This window comes from Pseudomonas sp. PDM31 (genome assembly GCF_019218965.1).
Lineage (GTDB): Bacteria > Pseudomonadota > Gammaproteobacteria > Pseudomonadales > Pseudomonadaceae > Aquipseudomonas.
Window position 1 is genome coordinate 35,866 of sequence record NZ_JAHUWS010000011.1, and the last position, 15,765, is coordinate 51,630.

A 15,765-nucleotide genomic window follows, 5' to 3' on the forward strand; every position below is an offset into this window, starting at 1 on the left:
TACTAATTCCAAGCTGCACTGTGAAAAGAATGCAAAATTTTCTTACAGCAGACTGCCAGCTCGGAGGCTCTTCTCACGAAGTGGCCTATATCACACGCCAAAATCGATGTGCACTTCATAAATACAACAACACTGAAGGATACATAATATGCAGAAAGTTAACGTGTACGCGCTCGCCAGCGATTCAAAGTTCAACCGCTTTCACCGACTCATACTTTTTTGGTGCATGCTAATTCTTGTGATCGATGGTTACGACCTTGCCATCGTCGGTGCGGCCCTTCCCGCTATTATGCAAGATATGCAGATTGCCCCCACTAGCGCAGGAATTATGGCGGGTTCCGCCCTATTCGGCACGATGCTTGGAGCGATCTTCCTTGGAACACTTGCCGACCGTATCGGCCGTCCGAAAATGGTTGCTATGTGCGTCGCACTGTTCAGCCTTTTCACAGCCGGTGCGGGCTTCACCAACGACCCTGTCAGTTTCAGCATCATGCGCTTCATCGCCGGCTTGGGTATTGGCGGCGTATTGCCTGTGTGTACTGCTCAAATGAGTGAGTTCGCCCCTTTGAAACTCCGTACTCGCCTGGTCACTCTGGTGTTTGCTGGCTACTCGGTAGGCGGCATTTTGGTTGCCATTACGTCCAAGCAGTTAATTGAAAGCCATGGTTGGCAGTGGGTGTTCTACGTTGCCGCACTACCGGTGCTGCTGATCCCCTTCATCCTGAAAACCATGCCTGACTCCATCGGTTACATGCTGAAGGAAGGCCGTCAAGATGAGCTGCGCAAGGTTGCGCTGCGTATTGAGCCAACATTGAATATCACCAGCCAAACTGAGATGACCGGCAACCTAGCGATTCTGGCTGAGCTGGACGCTCCAGTACGCAATCTATTCAAGGATGGCCGTGGCTTCAGCACTGTGATGATTTGGACAGCGTTCATGACCGGTCTGTTCATGGTTTACGCGCTCAACTCCTGGTTAACCAAACTCATGGCGATGGCTGGCTTCAGCCTGGGCTCAGCACTCAATTTCGTTATCGTATTCAACCTCGGTGCGATCGCTGGAGGACTAGGTGGTGGCTGGCTGGCCGATAAGCTCAACATCAAATACGTTCTGGTCAGCTTCTACATTGTCGGAGCCATTGCTCTGACCCTCATGGGCTATACACGTGATGTCTCTCTGTTGTACGCAGTCGTCTTCGTTGTTGGGGCATCCACACTGGGTACGCAGTTGCTGGCCTACGCCTATGCAGGTGACTTCTACCCCTCCACGATACGCTCGGCGGGTGTCGGATTTGCGTCAGGTGTCGGACGCATCGGGGCGATCGTTGCGCCCGTGCTGATCGGCTGGCTGGTGTCAATGAACCTGCCACTTGAGCACAACTTCATGGCCATTGGCTTGGCCGGATTGATCGGTGCAGTGGCGGTGACATTGATCAACCAGTCTTGTGCTGATTCCACTCGAGCAAAGAAATCTTTGGCGTTCTCAGCTGAGTGAAGCTTGGCTGACTCCACTCGATTTTACTTGAAGAGCGATTGTTGCTTCCGCCTCGCCTCGGCCCTGGCGAGCCGGGCTTGGGCGAAGGCGATATGGTCTCCGCCCTCCACAAGCGGCAAGTTACTGCGCATATAACAAAAACAAATGGTGTTTGTCATGCTGAAAAAAGCAACAAAACTAACAATAGCTTTAGCTGTTTCACTCCCAACTCCATTCGCCTCGGCCGATTTTTTGAAGGATGCAAAAGGAAGTTTGGAGCTACGTAACTTTTATTATAATCGTGACTTTCGTAACGATGGCGCCACCCAATCGAAGCGAGATGAATGGGGACAAGGTTTCATTCTCAACTTACAGTCTGGCTTCACTGAAGGGACAGTTGGCTTCGGTGTTGACGCGCAAGGCCTGCTGGGTATCAAGCTGGATTCCAGCCCAGATCGCACCGGCTCCGGAATTCTCGCGTACGACTCCGAACGCAATGTAGAAGATGAATACAGCAAGATCATGCTTACAGCCAAGGCTCGTATGGGAAAAAGCGAACTGCGGGTAGGCGGCATCAGCCCCCTCATGCCATTGCTGTGGAGCAATAACAGTCGCCTCCTGCCACAGGTGTTCAGGGGGGGATCACTGGTATCCAGCGACCTTGATCCCTTGACGATTTCGGCCTATAGCATCAATGCGGTGAAGCAACGCAACTCCACTGATTTTCAATCTCTTACCGCGTTCGGTTACCGGGCGGTTGAAGCCGATCACTTCAACTACCTCGCACTTGACTACAAGGTGCTACCAACCCTCGCAGTGAGCTATCATATTGCGGATTTGGAAGACCTTTATCGCACAAACTACTTCGGCTTGAAACTTAATCAGCCATTATCGACGGGCGCGCTTATTACCGATATTCGCTATTTCGATGCAAAAGAAACCGGTGACAAGGGAATAGGTGAAGTCGATAACCGCACTCTCAGCAGCTACTTTGCTTATAACCTGGGTGGTCATACGATCGGCGGGGGTTATCAAAAAGCATGGGGAGGCACTTCCTTTGCCATGGTCAATGGTGCAGATAGCTACCTCTTCGCTGAGTCATTGGTCAGTACGTTTACCGCTCCGCAAGAACAAGTTTGGTTTGCACGCTACGACTACAACTTCGTCGCTTTAGGCATTCCAGGGCTAACACTGGGAGTAAAATATGCGAAAGGTGAGGATGTCGATCCTACCTTGCTTACAACTCGCCAAGCAGCAGGTCTGCGCTTAGAGGGCGAAGACGGAAAGGAATGGGAACGCATGACCGACCTCACCTATGTTCTTCAGAGCGGCCCGATCAAAGGTCTCTCGGTACAGTGGCGCAATTCAACAAACCGCTCCACCTACGCCGACAGTGCTAATGAAAACCGGTTTATCGTGCGTTATACATTTAACTTCTAAAACTTACATCCACTAATGCTTGCTCCACTTTTGCCAGAGCTGATCGAAAGAGAGGCCTGGCATTTTTTACGTGAGATCCAGCTAGAGAATAAATAGGCATTCCAATGTCGAAAGTGAACATAGCCAAGCCATAGCTCGGCCCCGGCGCGCCCTGTACCGGACAGCGTGTGTAGCCTCGCGGATGTACTTTTTTAGAATTTACAGCGTTGATTACAACTTAAGTTAAAACCGGCGGCCGCCAACAATTTGGTCTGCGGGCCTTTTGTATGCCAATTGTCCGCTTATTCGGCAAAACCAATTTCATGAGGAAACATCATGCGCATTGAAAACTCAGTCTTCCTAATTACTGGAGCAGGTTCTGGACTCGGGCTGGCCTCGGCGCGTGAGTTGGTGGGCCGAGGTGCAAACGTGGTGCTGGTCGATGTGAACGAAGCCGCTGGTGCAGCCCTTGCTGACGAGCTAGGAAAACGTGCGAATTTCGTGCGAGCGGACATCACCAGTGAAATTGATTGCCGCGCAGCAATTGCCTCTGCAGTCAGTGTCTTTGGCGCGTTGCATGGGGTGATCAACTGCGCGGGTGTTGCACCAGCCGAACGGATTTTAGGCCGTAATGGCGCACATGGGCTTGAGAGTTTTCGCCGAACTATCGAGATCAATTTGATCGGTAGCTTCAACGTGATTCGCCTTGCTGCTGAGGCTATGGCGGGAGGAGAGCCAAATGAAGAAGGTGAGCGTGGCGTAGTCATAAATACGGCCTCTGTCGCAGCTTTTGACGGTCAGACGGGCCAGGCTGCTTACGCCGCGTCCAAAGGTGGAGTTGCTGCCATGACATTGCCATTGGCACGCGACCTGGCTCGTTCAGGCATCCGTGTTATGTGCATTGCACCCGGAATATTTGAGACCCCGATGATGGCGGGTATGCCTCAGGACGTGCAGGCATCATTGGCAGCCAATGTGCCATTCCCTCCACGACTGGGACGGCCTTCCGAGTACGCAGCGTTGGCAGCGCACATCATCGAAAACTCCATGCTCAATGGTGAGGTGATTCGTTTGGATGGTGCTTTGAGAATGGCCGCGAAATAGATCGAGCTAAAAGTCTGTGAACGGGCACAAGCCCCCCAACATGAAACAGAGGATTCAGTTATGAGCCATACCGACCCTATCGTCATTGTCAGTGCTGTCCGAACTCCGTTAGGAGGCTTTCTTGGGAATTTCAAGGAAGTCACCGCTGCGCAGCTGGGTGCAGTTGCAATTCGTGCCGCCGTGGAACGAGCCAGCCTGCAGCCCAGTGACATTGGCGAGGTCATCATGGGATGCGTGCTACAAGCTGGGCAAGGCCAGGCTCCGGCTCGTCAAGCTGCCCTGTTGGCGAATCTACCGGAGCAAGTGGCGTGTTCAACAGTCAACAAGATGTGCGGCTCTGGCATGAAAGCGCTGATGTTCGGCCACGACCTTATCCATGCCGGGAGCGCGGAGGTGGTGGTTGCCGGAGGAATGGAAAGCATGTCAAAGGCTCCCTATCTGTTGGAGCGAGCGCGCTCTGGCTATCGCATGGGCCACAGCAAGATCATTGATCATATGTTTCTCGATGGGTTGGAAGATGCCTACGAGAAAGGCCGACTCATGGGCACATACGCCGAAGACTGTGCTCAGAGTTATGGATTCACTCGAAGCCAGCAGGATGAGTTTGCGATCAGCTCGTTGACGCGAGCTCAGAAGGCAATCACCGAAGGGCGTTTCCAAGACGAGATTGTCCCTGTGCTGGCTTCGTCTGGCCGTGAGACGGTTTCGATTGAAAGCGATGAACAGCCAGGTAAGGCCCGGATCGACAAAATTCCTACGTTGAAACCTGCGTTTCGCGAAGGCGGGACGGTGACTGCGGCGAACTCCAGTTCTATTTCGGATGGCTCGGCTGCCCTCGTACTGATGCGCTTGTCTGAAGCCGAGCGTAGAGGCCTTACACCGTTGGCCCGGATAGCAGGTCACTCATCCTACGCGCACGCCCCCGGCCTCTTTGCCACCGCTCCGGTCGGTGCGATTAAACGCTTGCTCGAGCGAACCAACTGGTCAATAAAAGATGTTGATCTCTTTGAGATCAATGAGGCATTTGCCGTAGTTCCCATGGTTGTTATCCGAGACTTGAACGTCGGACATGAGCAATTAAACGTCCACGGCGGGGCATGCGCTTTGGGGCACCCGATTGGCGCGTCAGGTGCGCGCGTGGTTGTTACGTTAGTAAATGCCTTGAGGCAGAACAGGCTTAAGCGTGGCATCGCTTCTGTGTGCATTGGAGGCGGCGAGGCGACCGCGATTGCTATCGAGCTCCTCTCATAGAGTAGCGTTGTCCGAGGTAATAAGGCTCCTGCCGAGCCTCGCATATTTTTTTGCACGAAGAGTCTGCTTGCGAACTACCAGATCCTAATAGTTGAGCAAGTGGACGGGATGGCTTGAACACGCTTCACCGCCCAGAAGCTGAATGCGATCAACACAACGCCAGACCAGAAAGAAGCGATTCAAGCATTTGTGGAGAAGCGCACAGCTAAGTTTTTAGCGGCGGTGTCGCGAGTTTAACGCTACAAAATCGAGGAGATACCGTGGCAGAGAAAGAGCTGTTTTGGGAAGACTTCCCCCTAGGTAGAACTTGGACAGCCAAGCAATCTGCTCCTATCACAACGGAACAAATTATCGCCTTTGCTGCCGAGTACGATCCTCTCGATATACATATTGATCCCGACCTTGCCCATTCGAGTCCGCTTGGGGTGCACTGCGCCAGTGGGGTACAAACCTTCGGTTTCTCGCAACGTTTGATGTGTGATGCCTTACTGCTCCAAACAAATGTCGTTGCGGGTGGGAAGATCGATGGTTTTCGGATGGTTGCTCCAGTAGTACCTGGAGATATTCTCAAACTGTCAGCTCAAGTTGTTCGATCACTCATCCATGCAGGAAACCATGAACGAGGGTGGGTTGTGTTCAAAGTCGACGTTGCTACGACGGCGGGAAAAACCGTGCTTGTTTATGAGGTGACGGTATTGATACTGCGCAGGGCCGGTCAGAGTGGGTCTTTACCTGGAGACGTTGATCAGCATTGAGGTTCCTGCGACCCTCTTTTGGCCAGAAATGCACGTATTGCCGGGTGTGACCTCCAGGTCACCAGCGAGGAAACATAGCCACGCTGGTTGCGCTTCGCGAAACGCGCATGCCTGCCGCCCCCAAAAAACGGGCCCTCGAAGGGCCCTTTTGTACTCAAACCAAAATCACTTACTCAGCCAGGACTCGACCGTCGCGGAGCCATGCTCAGCTTTCCATTCCTTCAGAGTCTTGTGGTTGCCGCCCTTGGTTTCTACGACTTCACCGGTATGCGGGTTTTTATAGACCTTCAGCTGGCGTGGCTTCCGAGTACTGGCTTGGGTCTCAGCGACTGGTGCACGACGACCAGACTTCGGATCAAGCAGGTTGATCACGTTCGCCAGGCTGTAACCGTACTCGGCCAGCAGAGCCCGCAGCTTGGTTTCAAATTCGATTTCTTTCTTGAGGCCAGCGTCGCCTTTCAGCGCCTCGAGAGCTTGGAGCTGTTCGGCGAGGTGTTTTTCGAGTTGGCGGAATTCGGCGAGTTTGGACATGATCGTTCTCTAGGTAGAAGTCATCTAACAATACACCAAATACTAATTTGAATTTAGGGCCATGGAGCTCTGGGTATGCGAGTCGAGGTTCGCTGCCCTGATTTATTCGTCCTCCGCCAAGAGCGGCGTATTCAGGTCAACATCAGCCTGACCGACTAGCGCATTGATGCGATCGACCAAACGCGAATCTACGGGCTGAATTAGCTCCGGATGCGCGTCCATATCCGCCGCCAGAAGCCCGAGAGTTCGGGATACGGATAGATGGGCTTCCATCGGTTCATCCGCTGGCGAGGTCTCCTGAACGTGTTGCGCGGACTTGATGTTGAGGATACGAGGGTCATTCATGACTCAACCTTATGCGGTTCGACGTTGCAGCAACTGTGGCAGGTTCCGCCTGTTCTGATGCCGAAGTGGTGCTCCGATTAAAGGGAGCGTTTGGATGTGAAAATTATGGCTCAGCAATAATTATGGCTGAGCCATAATTTGAAATAATCCAGTTTTGTAGCTTCGCCACCGATGGTGGAACTCAAATCACCAGCAGGACACCGTTCAAAGCTCAGCGACCCACGTCGCGATGTACCTCTATGGTGACAGAGCAAAGCGAGAACCCAGTGCCTTGAAAAGCTCTGCAAGCATCCGCGCGTCTAGCAATGCATGGTGGGGCGGATCAGACAGCTCTACCTGTTCAAGAGCTTCAGCATCGACCTCATTAAAAAGGATCGCGAGGTTGGTCGGTTGATTCAAAACCTGGACTGGCCATGGTTGATGATCTGCACAAACGAGATCATAGAAAAACTTCCAATCCCGATTGGGCGCATCTGAACACACCTCAAGCTCCTCGGCGAAGCTCCCTAGAAATCTTCGAAGAGAGACTTGGGCGTCGCTAAGCGACTGACCACATCGCAGAGGATCGAGCTGCGGTAAAACGTTCTGGATGACAAAGTCACTGCAGTCGTCGAGCGAATAGGTATTCGTCAACTCAACGTAAAACTCTTCGCCAGACTGCGATACCAGCGCTAGAGATATCAACTTCGAGTACTGATTGAGCTGCGTGAATTCGCAATCTAGGAATATTTTCAACGCCCTGTCCTTTCAACGAGTGCTAGCGTGGCCTGTCATTGGCGCCCATGCTCGTCCCACTGACGGATTTGCGAGGCAAGTTGGCTGAGTAAGATGAGACGCTGCATTTGTGATTGGACGTGGGGACTTTCAGTCGTCCCCCCAGGGATCGAATTTATCCCCATACCTCGCGTGTAACGCACGATTGCGTTCGATCCGCCTAATCCACGGATCGTAGTCCTCTGGCAATGCGGCGAGCTCAGCGCTAATGATCATTTGCACTGTTTCATCACGCAGTAACTTACTGGTCAGCTCGCGGCATTCGCCACGCGTCACCACACCATAAGCGGCGTGATTGCCTTTAACGTAGAGATCGGTCATTCCTACCCGCATATGGCCATATTTGTGTACGTCATCCGGGTAGATGTCCTCTAGGCTGAGATATCCCATACCAGCTCCGGGCTAAGAATGTACTCGCGGAATAGCACTGCCTGTACGCTCCGCAATGTTCGAAGGTGCCACCGACAGCGTGCACCATCATTGAAGTCGTCCCTTCGCGCCAGCGCCTACAAGGACCATCCAACAACATAAAGCAGGACTACCTATGAGCCAGCCAGCAGCAAGCGGTTAAGTGTGCGCATGATAACCTCGACTCAGACATCACTGTTCTGAGTATCCACCTTGAGCACTGCCACCGTACCTAACGATTTCAACACATTGATCAATGCACCAAAATTTTCGGACGACCCAGTTGGTCGGCGTCAAATGAAGCGCTGGCAGCTCATCGCTGATGACATCTTCAAAAGCACATCCAAAGAGGCGTTGCTTGAAGCCAGGGGCAAAGCCGAAGGCTATATCCACGGTCTTGTGGATGCTGGGCATTTGTCGACGAGAGACACTGATCGCGACTATCTCGTTTTGAGTATCGTCCAACGGCGGCGTGAGTTTTTGCAAAAGCTACTGAACGAGTACGGTTACTGAGCCAAGGCGAGATGTGAATCCGTCCGACGTAAAAAGAACTTCGTACGATAGAGTCAGTTTGGAGCGCTCCGCAGAGGTAACTCGGAGCGCCGCTGATTAAAACTTTAAAAGGGATAGCAGGCGATTTCAAAGGTCTGACGGGGCGCGAGCGATGAGCCTGTCTCGAATCGACTCCCATTCCTCCATGGAAATGAGCACCGCAGTCCTGCGAGCTCCATCAACGAAAACTGGTTTGCGGGTCGTGATCACTTGGTCGAGCAACTCGTCAAAATGGGCTATTGCCCTAACGACTGACCATCGTTCATCTGGCATATGACACGGCCCTACCAGGTTATCAAATGATGGCTTTCATACTACCGATCAGAATCTATCGGCGGACTGGAGAAGCTTTGAAAAGCTAGCTCTTCCGAGGTCTCGCCTGAAGCTAGCGATGACGTAATTACCATCCTGAGTCTCGAGCAACCAAAACCGCCCTTCTTTCCTCGCCGACTGAATTTTACCCGTGTGAAGAATTGAACCATCAGCTCTGTGGTAGGCATCATCCTTCTCAGAGTGATCGAATGACACCCCGACGCATGTGTCATCTGCAATAAAAGCGTCGCTGATGAATGCCGTGACAGGCACCGTGTATTTGCGAAGGCTTGCTCGCACCAAACGGCGCAGCTGAAATTCGCTGACATCTTTACTATGAAATTCCAGCTCAATTACTTCAGGCATCCAACTCAAGCTCCAAAACGACCATGAATAAACCGTCGGCAAGCATCGCTCACCCTGCTTTCATTGAAAAAGCGGCACCAATGCTAGCCTCTTTTCTCAGTCCTGGCCCAAGCAGGAGATAGACAGTATTTTTGGTTTCAAACATACAGCCTTCAGTGAAAGAGACACCGAAATTGCTACGAACCCACATTCGAGGCTGGAAGCGTCCTTTGCTGTCCAGGACTATCTCATGAGCAAAAAGCGTCGCGGGAAGTAGACCAAGCCCGCTTAGCTTTTCTTTCTCATCAGGGTTAACCGTAAGGTCGATCAGGATCCACTGCTTCACCACGCAGAATGCTTTGCCTGGGAATGTTTTTGCTGCCAATGCAATCAGCTCATCTTGGGTGCCCTGCCAGCCAAGTGCTTCCTTCCCTGCCCCGTAAAGGAGCTGGGAAATCTCTTCTAACGTAACCATGTGAATTTCTCGATCGATTGGGGTTTAGATCGCAAAAATGGAATTGATCCCAGCGCTAGAACGAAGGGAAAACTCAGATCGCTGAGGTTTAACGCTGAATCGCAGCTCATCAAATCTCGAGCAAAAAATCCTGATCAAACCCGGTGTCTTCAGTCGGATATCCGCGAGGATTTGACACAACTCGACACCCTCCTTTAACGAAATCCGCTGCGATGTGGGTATGTCCATAAATCCACAGATCGGCCATCTCTAGAAGCTCGGGCCAATTGTTTGCGTACGCAGCAATGAGGTGTTTTGGAAAATCCCCACTCACGTATTCCGACGTAGGGGCATGGTGCGTGACGACAACGGTTTTACCAGCGAAGGGCTTGTCCAGTTCTCGAGTAAGCCAGGCGTACGCCGCCTTTGATTTAGCGATCAAGTCATCAGGACGCAAACGCCGGAAATTTTCATCGGTTCTGATTACGGTGAAATCGTTCATCCAGTCCCAAGCAATACGTTTCGCGGCAACGACATCACCTGTCGACGAGTAATCTGTCCACGCTGTCGTGACCAAAAACCGGGTCTGATTAAGAATCAGCGTTTCGTTCTCGAGCACGTGCACGTGAGGAGCTGCCGCCTCTTTCATCTTTCGCAGCGTGTGATCCATGTGGCCGCCGTAGTACTCATGATTTCCGCAAACGTAGATCACCGGGCACTGGAATGTGTTGTTCGCCCAAACCACGCCGCGAGATTTGATATCAATGTCACCTGCGAGAATGACAACGTCCGCTTCGCTTGGGGCGGGATCGAACCGAGCAAATCCCATGTGTAAATCTGAATAGATTTGAAGCTTCATTGGAGCCGCCGTTTAGGTCAGTGGCCAGCAAATTCCGGAACTGCTGAAGGCGCAGTTTTTGTATCTTCGTAGATCGTCCGAATGCCAGTAAGTGAGCCGGCGTCGAGACTAGCCGGAGCACTGCTATAAACAGCTCCGCTCGCGACCTTGTGAAGTAAGACGCACTCGCCGGTTTGGTCGTATCCGATGACCAAGCTGACTAGCTTCTCCATGCGGTCGGATGAGCTCCCATTCATATAGGGTGCGGTCACAACCTGTACCTCCTCAAACGAGTGGTATGGACTCTGCTGCGAAAGTAGGTGGGCCAGCATAGATGTGTCTGCTGGCATACACCTTTTAGACCACGCCCTACCTCCTTCACGAACGCGTAAGCGAATGTAATACCAAGGTTCCCCCGAGTCTCGCTCGACCATTCGCCAAGCTGTTCGGCCTGGCCCATGGATTTCCAGGAAATCAACCAAACAAGATTCATCTGAGATAAACACGACGCGGTTTCCTCGTTGTGGGGCGCGGTAGTTCGAGATGCGGCGCGCAAGTTCGCAAGCGACGTACCTCAGCGATAATTCCTATAAATTGACAAATCTGGACTAAACCGCTGCTGACGACGGAGCCCAACCATCGGCTGGAGTGCAGTGCGGTCGTAGTCACTCACCTGCAATTCACAATAACGCACTATATTGCATGGATAGGAATTGATCAATGTGGCCTTATCCTTCCCTTTACGGGAAGCACCCATGCCTTCGCGATCAACGCTGGCAGCGATCCTACGCTCGATCAGAATTGCTCGAGGTCTGTCCCAAGAGCAGCTAGGTGGCGCAGTGGAAGCGCGGCATTTGCACAATGTCGAGCACGCGAAGACCAACATCACACTCGACATGCTCGAGCGCATCAGCGCGCGACTGGATGTCGACCCCATTGCTTTATTGGCGATGGCATCCATTTACGAGCGCCAAGAATCTCTCACTTCGTTCAATGCCCGTCTGCTGGCAGAGATGAAAAAGCTTGAAGCGTTAGGGGTTCTCGCTGGTTTACCGAGCCATTTTGAAGGCGGTGATTTAGTAACAGGCAAAGCCGGCAAGCGACCGATACCGGTAGAGAGAATTCAGGCCGTGCTTGCCTGCAAAGCTGAAGGAATGACGCAGAAGCAGACATCTTTGAAACTAGGGATGGCTGCGTCAACCGTTCATAAAATTTGGCACTCAGATTGTGGATCTGCCGCCAGTCAATGAGTCTAAGTACCTCGCGGCTTAGCTTTAGCAGTGGCTTCCGCGATCAAGGGGTCGTCAGGCCAAAAATGTTTGGGATATCTTCCCTTAAGGTCTTTCTTCACTTCGTCGTATGTCGACTTCCAGAAGTTTGCTAAGTCCTGGGTGACTTGCACAGGACGTCGCGCTGGCGATAACAAATGGAGCTTGAGCACCTGACGTCCATTGGCGATACGCGGTGTATCTGCAAGGCCAAACAACTCCTGGAGTCTCACAGCCAATATGGGAGGACGCTCGCTGTAGTCGATTCGAATGTTCGATCCAGAAGGCACACCAATCGTCTGAGGTGCCTGTGCATCGAGTTGCTGCGGCAACGGCCACGGCAAAAGGCTGCGCAGAATTGATGGTAGATCGATTTGCCCAAAGTGGCTGAGCCTGGTTACCTTCGTGATGTAGGGGGCAAGCCACTCCCCTAGAGACGCCAGGAGCACTTGGTCACGAAGATCTGGCCAATCACTTGTGTTCCCCTTCTCTAAATCCAGATCCCGCAAAAGCGCTACACGCGCTTGCCACTGGCGCAACTCTGGAGTCCAAGGTAAGAGCTCAATTCCCTTGCGCCGGATGTAATTGATCAACGCCTGGATGCGAGCTTCTTCATCAAGGTTTGCCAGAGGTGCCGAGGAAAGTACCAACTCCCCAACCTTCAACTGCCGCTCCGCTCTAAGCACGCCTTCTCGCTCATCCCAGTCCAGCTCATCCACCTGACGGACTTGCTCCTTTAGAAGGGATTTGAACAGCCCCTCATCGAAGTCTGCCGCCAAGTAAATACGCTCTTCACGTTGGCCTTGGCGACTACCTAGATCAGCGATCACCAACCATGAATGCTTCATCAGCACATCGCTTTCGGTAAACATGGCTGCACGGCCATTTGCGAGACGGTACTCAGCACCACCAGGGCGACGTTGTTGGGCGACACGGTCGGGGTATGCCAAGGCCAATAAAGCTCCCACCCACCGTGGGTGCTCAGGATCAGTCACCGGGTCGACAATGGGGCCGCGCAGATAAGAACGGTATTGCTTGGCAAGCTGCCTAGCACGTTGCGCACCGCCTTGCTCGGAACGCTCGGCACGCTGCTCTCCAGAGACGATTGCAAGGCGACTGTGGATATCCGCACCGGCGCCACGCTGGATATCACGTTCCCCCAGTAAAGCGGCGATATCACATGCAAGATGTCCAAGGCCGAAAGCATGACCTCGCAGAAGCAGATGGGCTATGCGGGGATGCGCAGGCAATTCCGCCATTTCTTGTCCATGCTTCGTGAGCTTCAAATCTTCGCCCATAGCCCCCAAGCGAACTAGAAGGTCACAAGCTTGGGAGTAGGCAGCTGCAGGCGGAACATCCAACCATTTGAGATCAGTGGGCTGCACCCCCCATCTGGACAGCTGCAGAGCTAATCCAGCAAGGTCGGCCTGCTGTACCTCAGGAGTACCGTAACCTGGCAGTTGATCATGCTGGGTCTCTGACCACAGGCGATAACAAACACCAGGCTCCAGGCGTCCCGCACGGCCCGCTCGCTGAGTCGCGCTCGCTTTAGATATTCGCTGCGTGTCCAATCTGGTCATCCCGCTACGCGGGTCGAACCTAGGCACACGCTCGAGTCCCGAGTCGATTACTACTCGAACACCTTCGATAGTCACGCTGGTCTCAGCGATGTTGGTAGCCAAGACAACCTTTCGCTTTCCTGCAGGAGGTGGATCAATCGCAGCTCGTTGTGCAGTTAGCTCGAGCTCTCCATGCAAAGGGCACAACAGAACGTCTTCTCGATCTCCCAAGCGATCTTTCAGAGACTGATGTACTCGTCGTATTTCGGCCTGCCCAGGTAAAAACACCAAGAGACTTCCACCTTGGTCTTCCAGAGCATCCATGCATGTCGAAACCACACGCTGATCAAGATAATCGCCTGATTGATACGGTGCGCCCCAGATTGTCGTGACCGGGTACATACGGCCTTCACTGGTGACGATGGGGGCATCGTCGAGCAATCGAGAGAGTCGCTCTCCCTCCAGCGTTGCGGACATCAGCAACACTTTGAGAGAAACCTCGTCTCGTAGCATCTCGCGGCCATTAAGTGTCAGCGCCAAGGCCAGATCTGCATCAAGATTGCGAAGATGGAATTCGTCGAAGATGACCAGGCCCACGCCTTCAAGTGACGGATCCTCTTGCAGCCTGCGAGCAAGAATGCCTTCGGTGACCACCTCGATACGAGTGCGTGGCCCCACTTTGCTTTCCAAGCGGATACGGTAACCGACAGTCTCACCAACCTTCTCACCCAGTTCACTCGCTAACCGTTCAGCAGCCGCCCGAGCAGCCAATCGGCGAGGCTCGAGCATCAGGATCTTCTGGTCACCAAGCCAAGGCTCATTCAGCAGCGTCAGAGGTACCCGAGTGGTCTTGCCCGCACCAGGTGGCGCTTCAAGGATCACTTCGTTGCGGTTGGCCAGGGCCTCTCGTAGGTCTGGCAATACGAGGTCAATAGGTAGAGAAATCATCGAGGCTCCCAAATCAGGGAAGCAGTATACGCTGGGCGTGGAGTTATGATTTTGACTTGAGGTTACCAGTCAGGAGCAGTGAGCTACCTAAGCGCACCATCGAAAAACAGGAGGAGCGAGAGCGGAAGCAAGGGCAAAAGCAGGAGTAGGAGTAGGAGTAGGAGTAGGAGTAGGAGTAGGAGCATCAAAGCCTTGTGGGCGTTGATTGAAAAGCATGACAAGTAAGTGCAGAAGTAGAGCAAATCAGCAAATCGTGAAACTCGTCGAAGATCAACAGACCCACGCCTTCCAGCGCCGGATCATCCTGCAAACGCCGGGTGAGAATGCCTTCGGTGACCACTTCGATGCGGGTCCTGGGCCCGACCTTGCTGTCGAGGCGAATCCGATAGCCCACGGTTTCGCCGACCTTTTCGCCCAGCTCACTGGCCAGGCGCTCCGCCGCCGCCCGCGCCGCCAAGCGGCGCGGTTCGAGCATCAGGATGGTCTGCCCGGCCAGCCATGGCTCGTTGAGCAAGGCCAATGGCACGCGGGTGGTTTTACCGGCGCCGGGTGGTGCTTCGAGCACGGCTTCGTGGCGTGACGCCAGGGCTTCACGCAGGGCGGGTAAAACTTCATCAATTGGCAAAGAAATCATGCTGGCTCCCCAAGGCGTGCCCACAGTAAATTGCGAGTCGCGTTGAAGCTGTGGGCGTGCCAGGCAAGGCGCGGGACGCAGGCAAGGGTCGTTTCCTTACCAAGCTGCGCAACGCAGCATGGCGCGTCCACAGCTTCAGCCCGGAGGGCCAAACCCCGATTACAACTGCCAGCCGTTACGCGTTGTTGAACTGAAAAAAACAACGTTCATCCTCAACTATCTCTGTAGGGGTGAGACGCGGCCGCAATTTACTGTGGGCACGCCCTGCCGGCACGAGTATAACGGCGAACTGTTTGGCGTACTCTGGGCTCAAACCAGTGACGCTCTAAACGTTCTACTCAGGAGATTTGCCATGCGTGTTCCCTTTCGCCTGATTGGCGGTGTATTGGTTGCCACCCTGCTGACCCAGGTCACCGCCTGCGGTTCGATCTTCTACCCCGATCGCCGTGGCCAGATCGACGGCAAGATCGACCCGGCCGTGGTCGTGCTCGACGCTGTGGGCCTGCTGTTCTACATCATCCCCGGGCTGATTGCCTTTGCCGTCGACTTCGCCACCGGCGCCATCTACTTCGAGCCAGGCAAGACCGCCCAGGTGGCCCCGGAAAAACTCCAGGAAGCCATTGGCGCCGACGGCAAGGTCGATAACCTCAAGTTGCAGTCTATTCTGCAGCGTGAGTTGGGCCGCAGCTTGCCGCTGGATGATCCACGCCTGATCCAGCACAAGGGCAGTACTCAGCAACTGGCGATGTTCGGCCTGCAACCTGCGGCGTAATCGCCGCATCAGAGGAAAAGCC

Annotated in this window: 16 protein-coding genes and 1 pseudogene; 8 read left to right on the top strand and 9 right to left on the bottom strand. The window is 53.5% G+C overall.

Features of this window, described 5'->3' with window-relative positions; translation table 11 throughout:
- Positions 1-148 precede the first annotated feature (148 nt).
- From KW839_RS20980 to KW839_RS21000, 5 genes are all read left to right on the top strand, one after another.
- Positions 149-1,495, top strand: coding sequence for an MFS transporter (locus KW839_RS20980; RefSeq protein WP_095152189.1), 1,347 nt, complete (start codon positions 149-151; stop codon positions 1,493-1,495).
- Between the two features lie 144 nt (positions 1,496-1,639).
- Positions 1,640-2,914, top strand: coding sequence for an OprD family porin (locus KW839_RS20985; protein ID WP_095152190.1), 1,275 nt, complete (start codon positions 1,640-1,642; stop codon positions 2,912-2,914).
- A 315-nt stretch (positions 2,915-3,229) separates the two neighbouring features.
- Positions 3,230-3,997, top strand: a complete 768-nt coding sequence (locus tag KW839_RS20990) for a 3-hydroxyacyl-CoA dehydrogenase (protein WP_218425395.1) — start codon at positions 3,230-3,232, stop codon at positions 3,995-3,997.
- A 60-nt stretch (positions 3,998-4,057) separates the two neighbouring features.
- Positions 4,058-5,248 (top strand): acetyl-CoA C-acyltransferase, encoded by a 1,191-nt coding sequence (locus KW839_RS20995; protein WP_218425396.1) that lies wholly within the window; start codon positions 4,058-4,060, stop codon positions 5,246-5,248.
- A 260-nt stretch (positions 5,249-5,508) separates the two neighbouring features.
- Positions 5,509-6,003 (top strand): MaoC/PaaZ C-terminal domain-containing protein, encoded by a 495-nt coding sequence (locus KW839_RS21000; protein ID WP_218425397.1) that lies wholly within the window; start codon positions 5,509-5,511, stop codon positions 6,001-6,003.
- Between the two features lie 165 nt (positions 6,004-6,168).
- Here the strand turns inward: KW839_RS21000 and KW839_RS21005 are convergent, their stop codons facing one another.
- The 4 genes from KW839_RS21005 to KW839_RS21020 form a co-directional block, all read right to left on the bottom strand.
- Positions 6,169-6,534, bottom strand: coding sequence for a histone-like nucleoid-structuring protein, MvaT/MvaU family (locus KW839_RS21005; protein ID WP_218425398.1), 366 nt, complete (start codon positions 6,532-6,534; stop codon positions 6,169-6,171).
- Positions 6,535-6,636: 102 nt separating this feature from the next.
- On the bottom strand, positions 6,637-6,879 hold the full coding sequence (locus KW839_RS21010; protein ID WP_218425399.1) for a type II toxin-antitoxin system PrlF family antitoxin: 243 nt from the start codon (positions 6,877-6,879) through the stop codon (positions 6,637-6,639).
- Positions 6,880-7,116: 237 nt separating this feature from the next.
- Positions 7,117-7,614, bottom strand: a complete 498-nt coding sequence (locus KW839_RS21015; protein ID WP_218425400.1) for a 3'-5' exoribonuclease — start codon at positions 7,612-7,614, stop codon at positions 7,117-7,119.
- 129 nt (positions 7,615-7,743) lie between these two features.
- On the bottom strand, positions 7,744-8,043 hold the full coding sequence (locus KW839_RS21020; RefSeq protein ID WP_218425401.1) for a hypothetical protein: 300 nt from the start codon (positions 8,041-8,043) through the stop codon (positions 7,744-7,746).
- Positions 8,044-8,274: 231 nt separating this feature from the next.
- Between KW839_RS21020 and KW839_RS21025 the strand changes: the two genes are divergently transcribed.
- Positions 8,275-8,574: a hypothetical protein gene (locus KW839_RS21025; protein WP_218425402.1), complete on the top strand. Its 300-nt coding sequence runs from the start codon at positions 8,275-8,277 to the stop codon at positions 8,572-8,574.
- A gap of 360 nt (positions 8,575-8,934) precedes the next feature.
- Here the strand turns inward: KW839_RS21025 and KW839_RS21030 are convergent, their stop codons facing one another.
- From KW839_RS21030 to KW839_RS21040, 3 genes are all read right to left on the bottom strand, one after another.
- Positions 8,935-9,291 (bottom strand): hypothetical protein, encoded by a 357-nt coding sequence (locus KW839_RS21030; RefSeq protein ID WP_064676356.1) that lies wholly within the window; start codon positions 9,289-9,291, stop codon positions 8,935-8,937.
- A 49-nt stretch (positions 9,292-9,340) separates the two neighbouring features.
- Complete coding sequence (locus tag KW839_RS21035) at positions 9,341-9,745, bottom strand: hypothetical protein (RefSeq protein ID WP_218425403.1); 405 nt, start codon at positions 9,743-9,745, stop codon at positions 9,341-9,343.
- 109 nt (positions 9,746-9,854) lie between these two features.
- Positions 9,855-10,583 (bottom strand): metallophosphoesterase, encoded by a 729-nt coding sequence (locus KW839_RS21040; RefSeq protein ID WP_218425404.1) that lies wholly within the window; start codon positions 10,581-10,583, stop codon positions 9,855-9,857.
- 734 nt (positions 10,584-11,317) lie between these two features.
- Between KW839_RS21040 and KW839_RS21045 the strand changes: the two genes are divergently transcribed.
- Positions 11,318-11,812, top strand: coding sequence for a helix-turn-helix domain-containing protein (locus tag KW839_RS21045; RefSeq protein ID WP_218425405.1), 495 nt, complete (start codon positions 11,318-11,320; stop codon positions 11,810-11,812).
- A gap of 2 nt (positions 11,813-11,814) precedes the next feature.
- Here the strand turns inward: KW839_RS21045 and hrpB are convergent, their stop codons facing one another.
- Together hrpB and KW839_RS21055 are read right to left on the bottom strand one after the other, a co-directional pair.
- Entirely contained in the window at positions 11,815-14,337 is a 2,523-nt protein-coding gene (gene hrpB / locus KW839_RS21050) for an ATP-dependent helicase HrpB (RefSeq protein WP_218425406.1), read from the bottom strand.
- A gap of 223 nt (positions 14,338-14,560) precedes the next feature.
- A pseudogene (locus KW839_RS21055) lies at positions 14,561-14,971 on the bottom strand (DEAD/DEAH box helicase); the annotation flags it as partial.
- A 352-nt stretch (positions 14,972-15,323) separates the two neighbouring features.
- Between KW839_RS21055 and KW839_RS21060 the strand changes: the two are divergent.
- Complete coding sequence (locus KW839_RS21060; protein WP_218425408.1) at positions 15,324-15,743, top strand: polyribonucleotide nucleotidyltransferase; 420 nt, start codon at positions 15,324-15,326, stop codon at positions 15,741-15,743.
- The last annotated feature ends 22 nt before the right edge of the window (positions 15,744-15,765 follow it).

Coding starts and splice junctions, on each gene's coding strand:
- KW839_RS21040 (WP_218425404.1), bottom strand. CDS start 10,583: ATGAAGCTTCAAATCTATTCAGATTTACACATGGGATTTGCTCGGTTC.
- KW839_RS21020 (WP_218425401.1), bottom strand. CDS start 8,043: ATGGGATATCTCAGCCTAGAGGACATCTACCCGGATGACGTACACAAA.
- KW839_RS20995 (WP_218425396.1), top strand. CDS start 4,058: ATGAGCCATACCGACCCTATCGTCATTGTCAGTGCTGTCCGAACTCCG.
- KW839_RS20985 (WP_095152190.1), top strand. CDS start 1,640: ATGGTGTTTGTCATGCTGAAAAAAGCAACAAAACTAACAATAGCTTTA.
- hrpB (WP_218425406.1), bottom strand. CDS start 14,337: ATGATTTCTCTACCTATTGACCTCGTATTGCCAGACCTACGAGAGGCC.
- KW839_RS21045 (WP_218425405.1), top strand. CDS start 11,318: ATGCCTTCGCGATCAACGCTGGCAGCGATCCTACGCTCGATCAGAATT.
- KW839_RS21060 (WP_218425408.1), top strand. CDS start 15,324: ATGCGTGTTCCCTTTCGCCTGATTGGCGGTGTATTGGTTGCCACCCTG.
- KW839_RS21005 (WP_218425398.1), bottom strand. CDS start 6,534: ATGTCCAAACTCGCCGAATTCCGCCAACTCGAAAAACACCTCGCCGAA.
- KW839_RS20980 (WP_095152189.1), top strand. CDS start 149: ATGCAGAAAGTTAACGTGTACGCGCTCGCCAGCGATTCAAAGTTCAAC.
- KW839_RS21035 (WP_218425403.1), bottom strand. CDS start 9,745: ATGGTTACGTTAGAAGAGATTTCCCAGCTCCTTTACGGGGCAGGGAAG.
- KW839_RS21010 (WP_218425399.1), bottom strand. CDS start 6,879: ATGAATGACCCTCGTATCCTCAACATCAAGTCCGCGCAACACGTTCAG.
- KW839_RS21030 (WP_064676356.1), bottom strand. CDS start 9,291: ATGCCTGAAGTAATTGAGCTGGAATTTCATAGTAAAGATGTCAGCGAA.
- KW839_RS20990 (WP_218425395.1), top strand. CDS start 3,230: ATGCGCATTGAAAACTCAGTCTTCCTAATTACTGGAGCAGGTTCTGGA.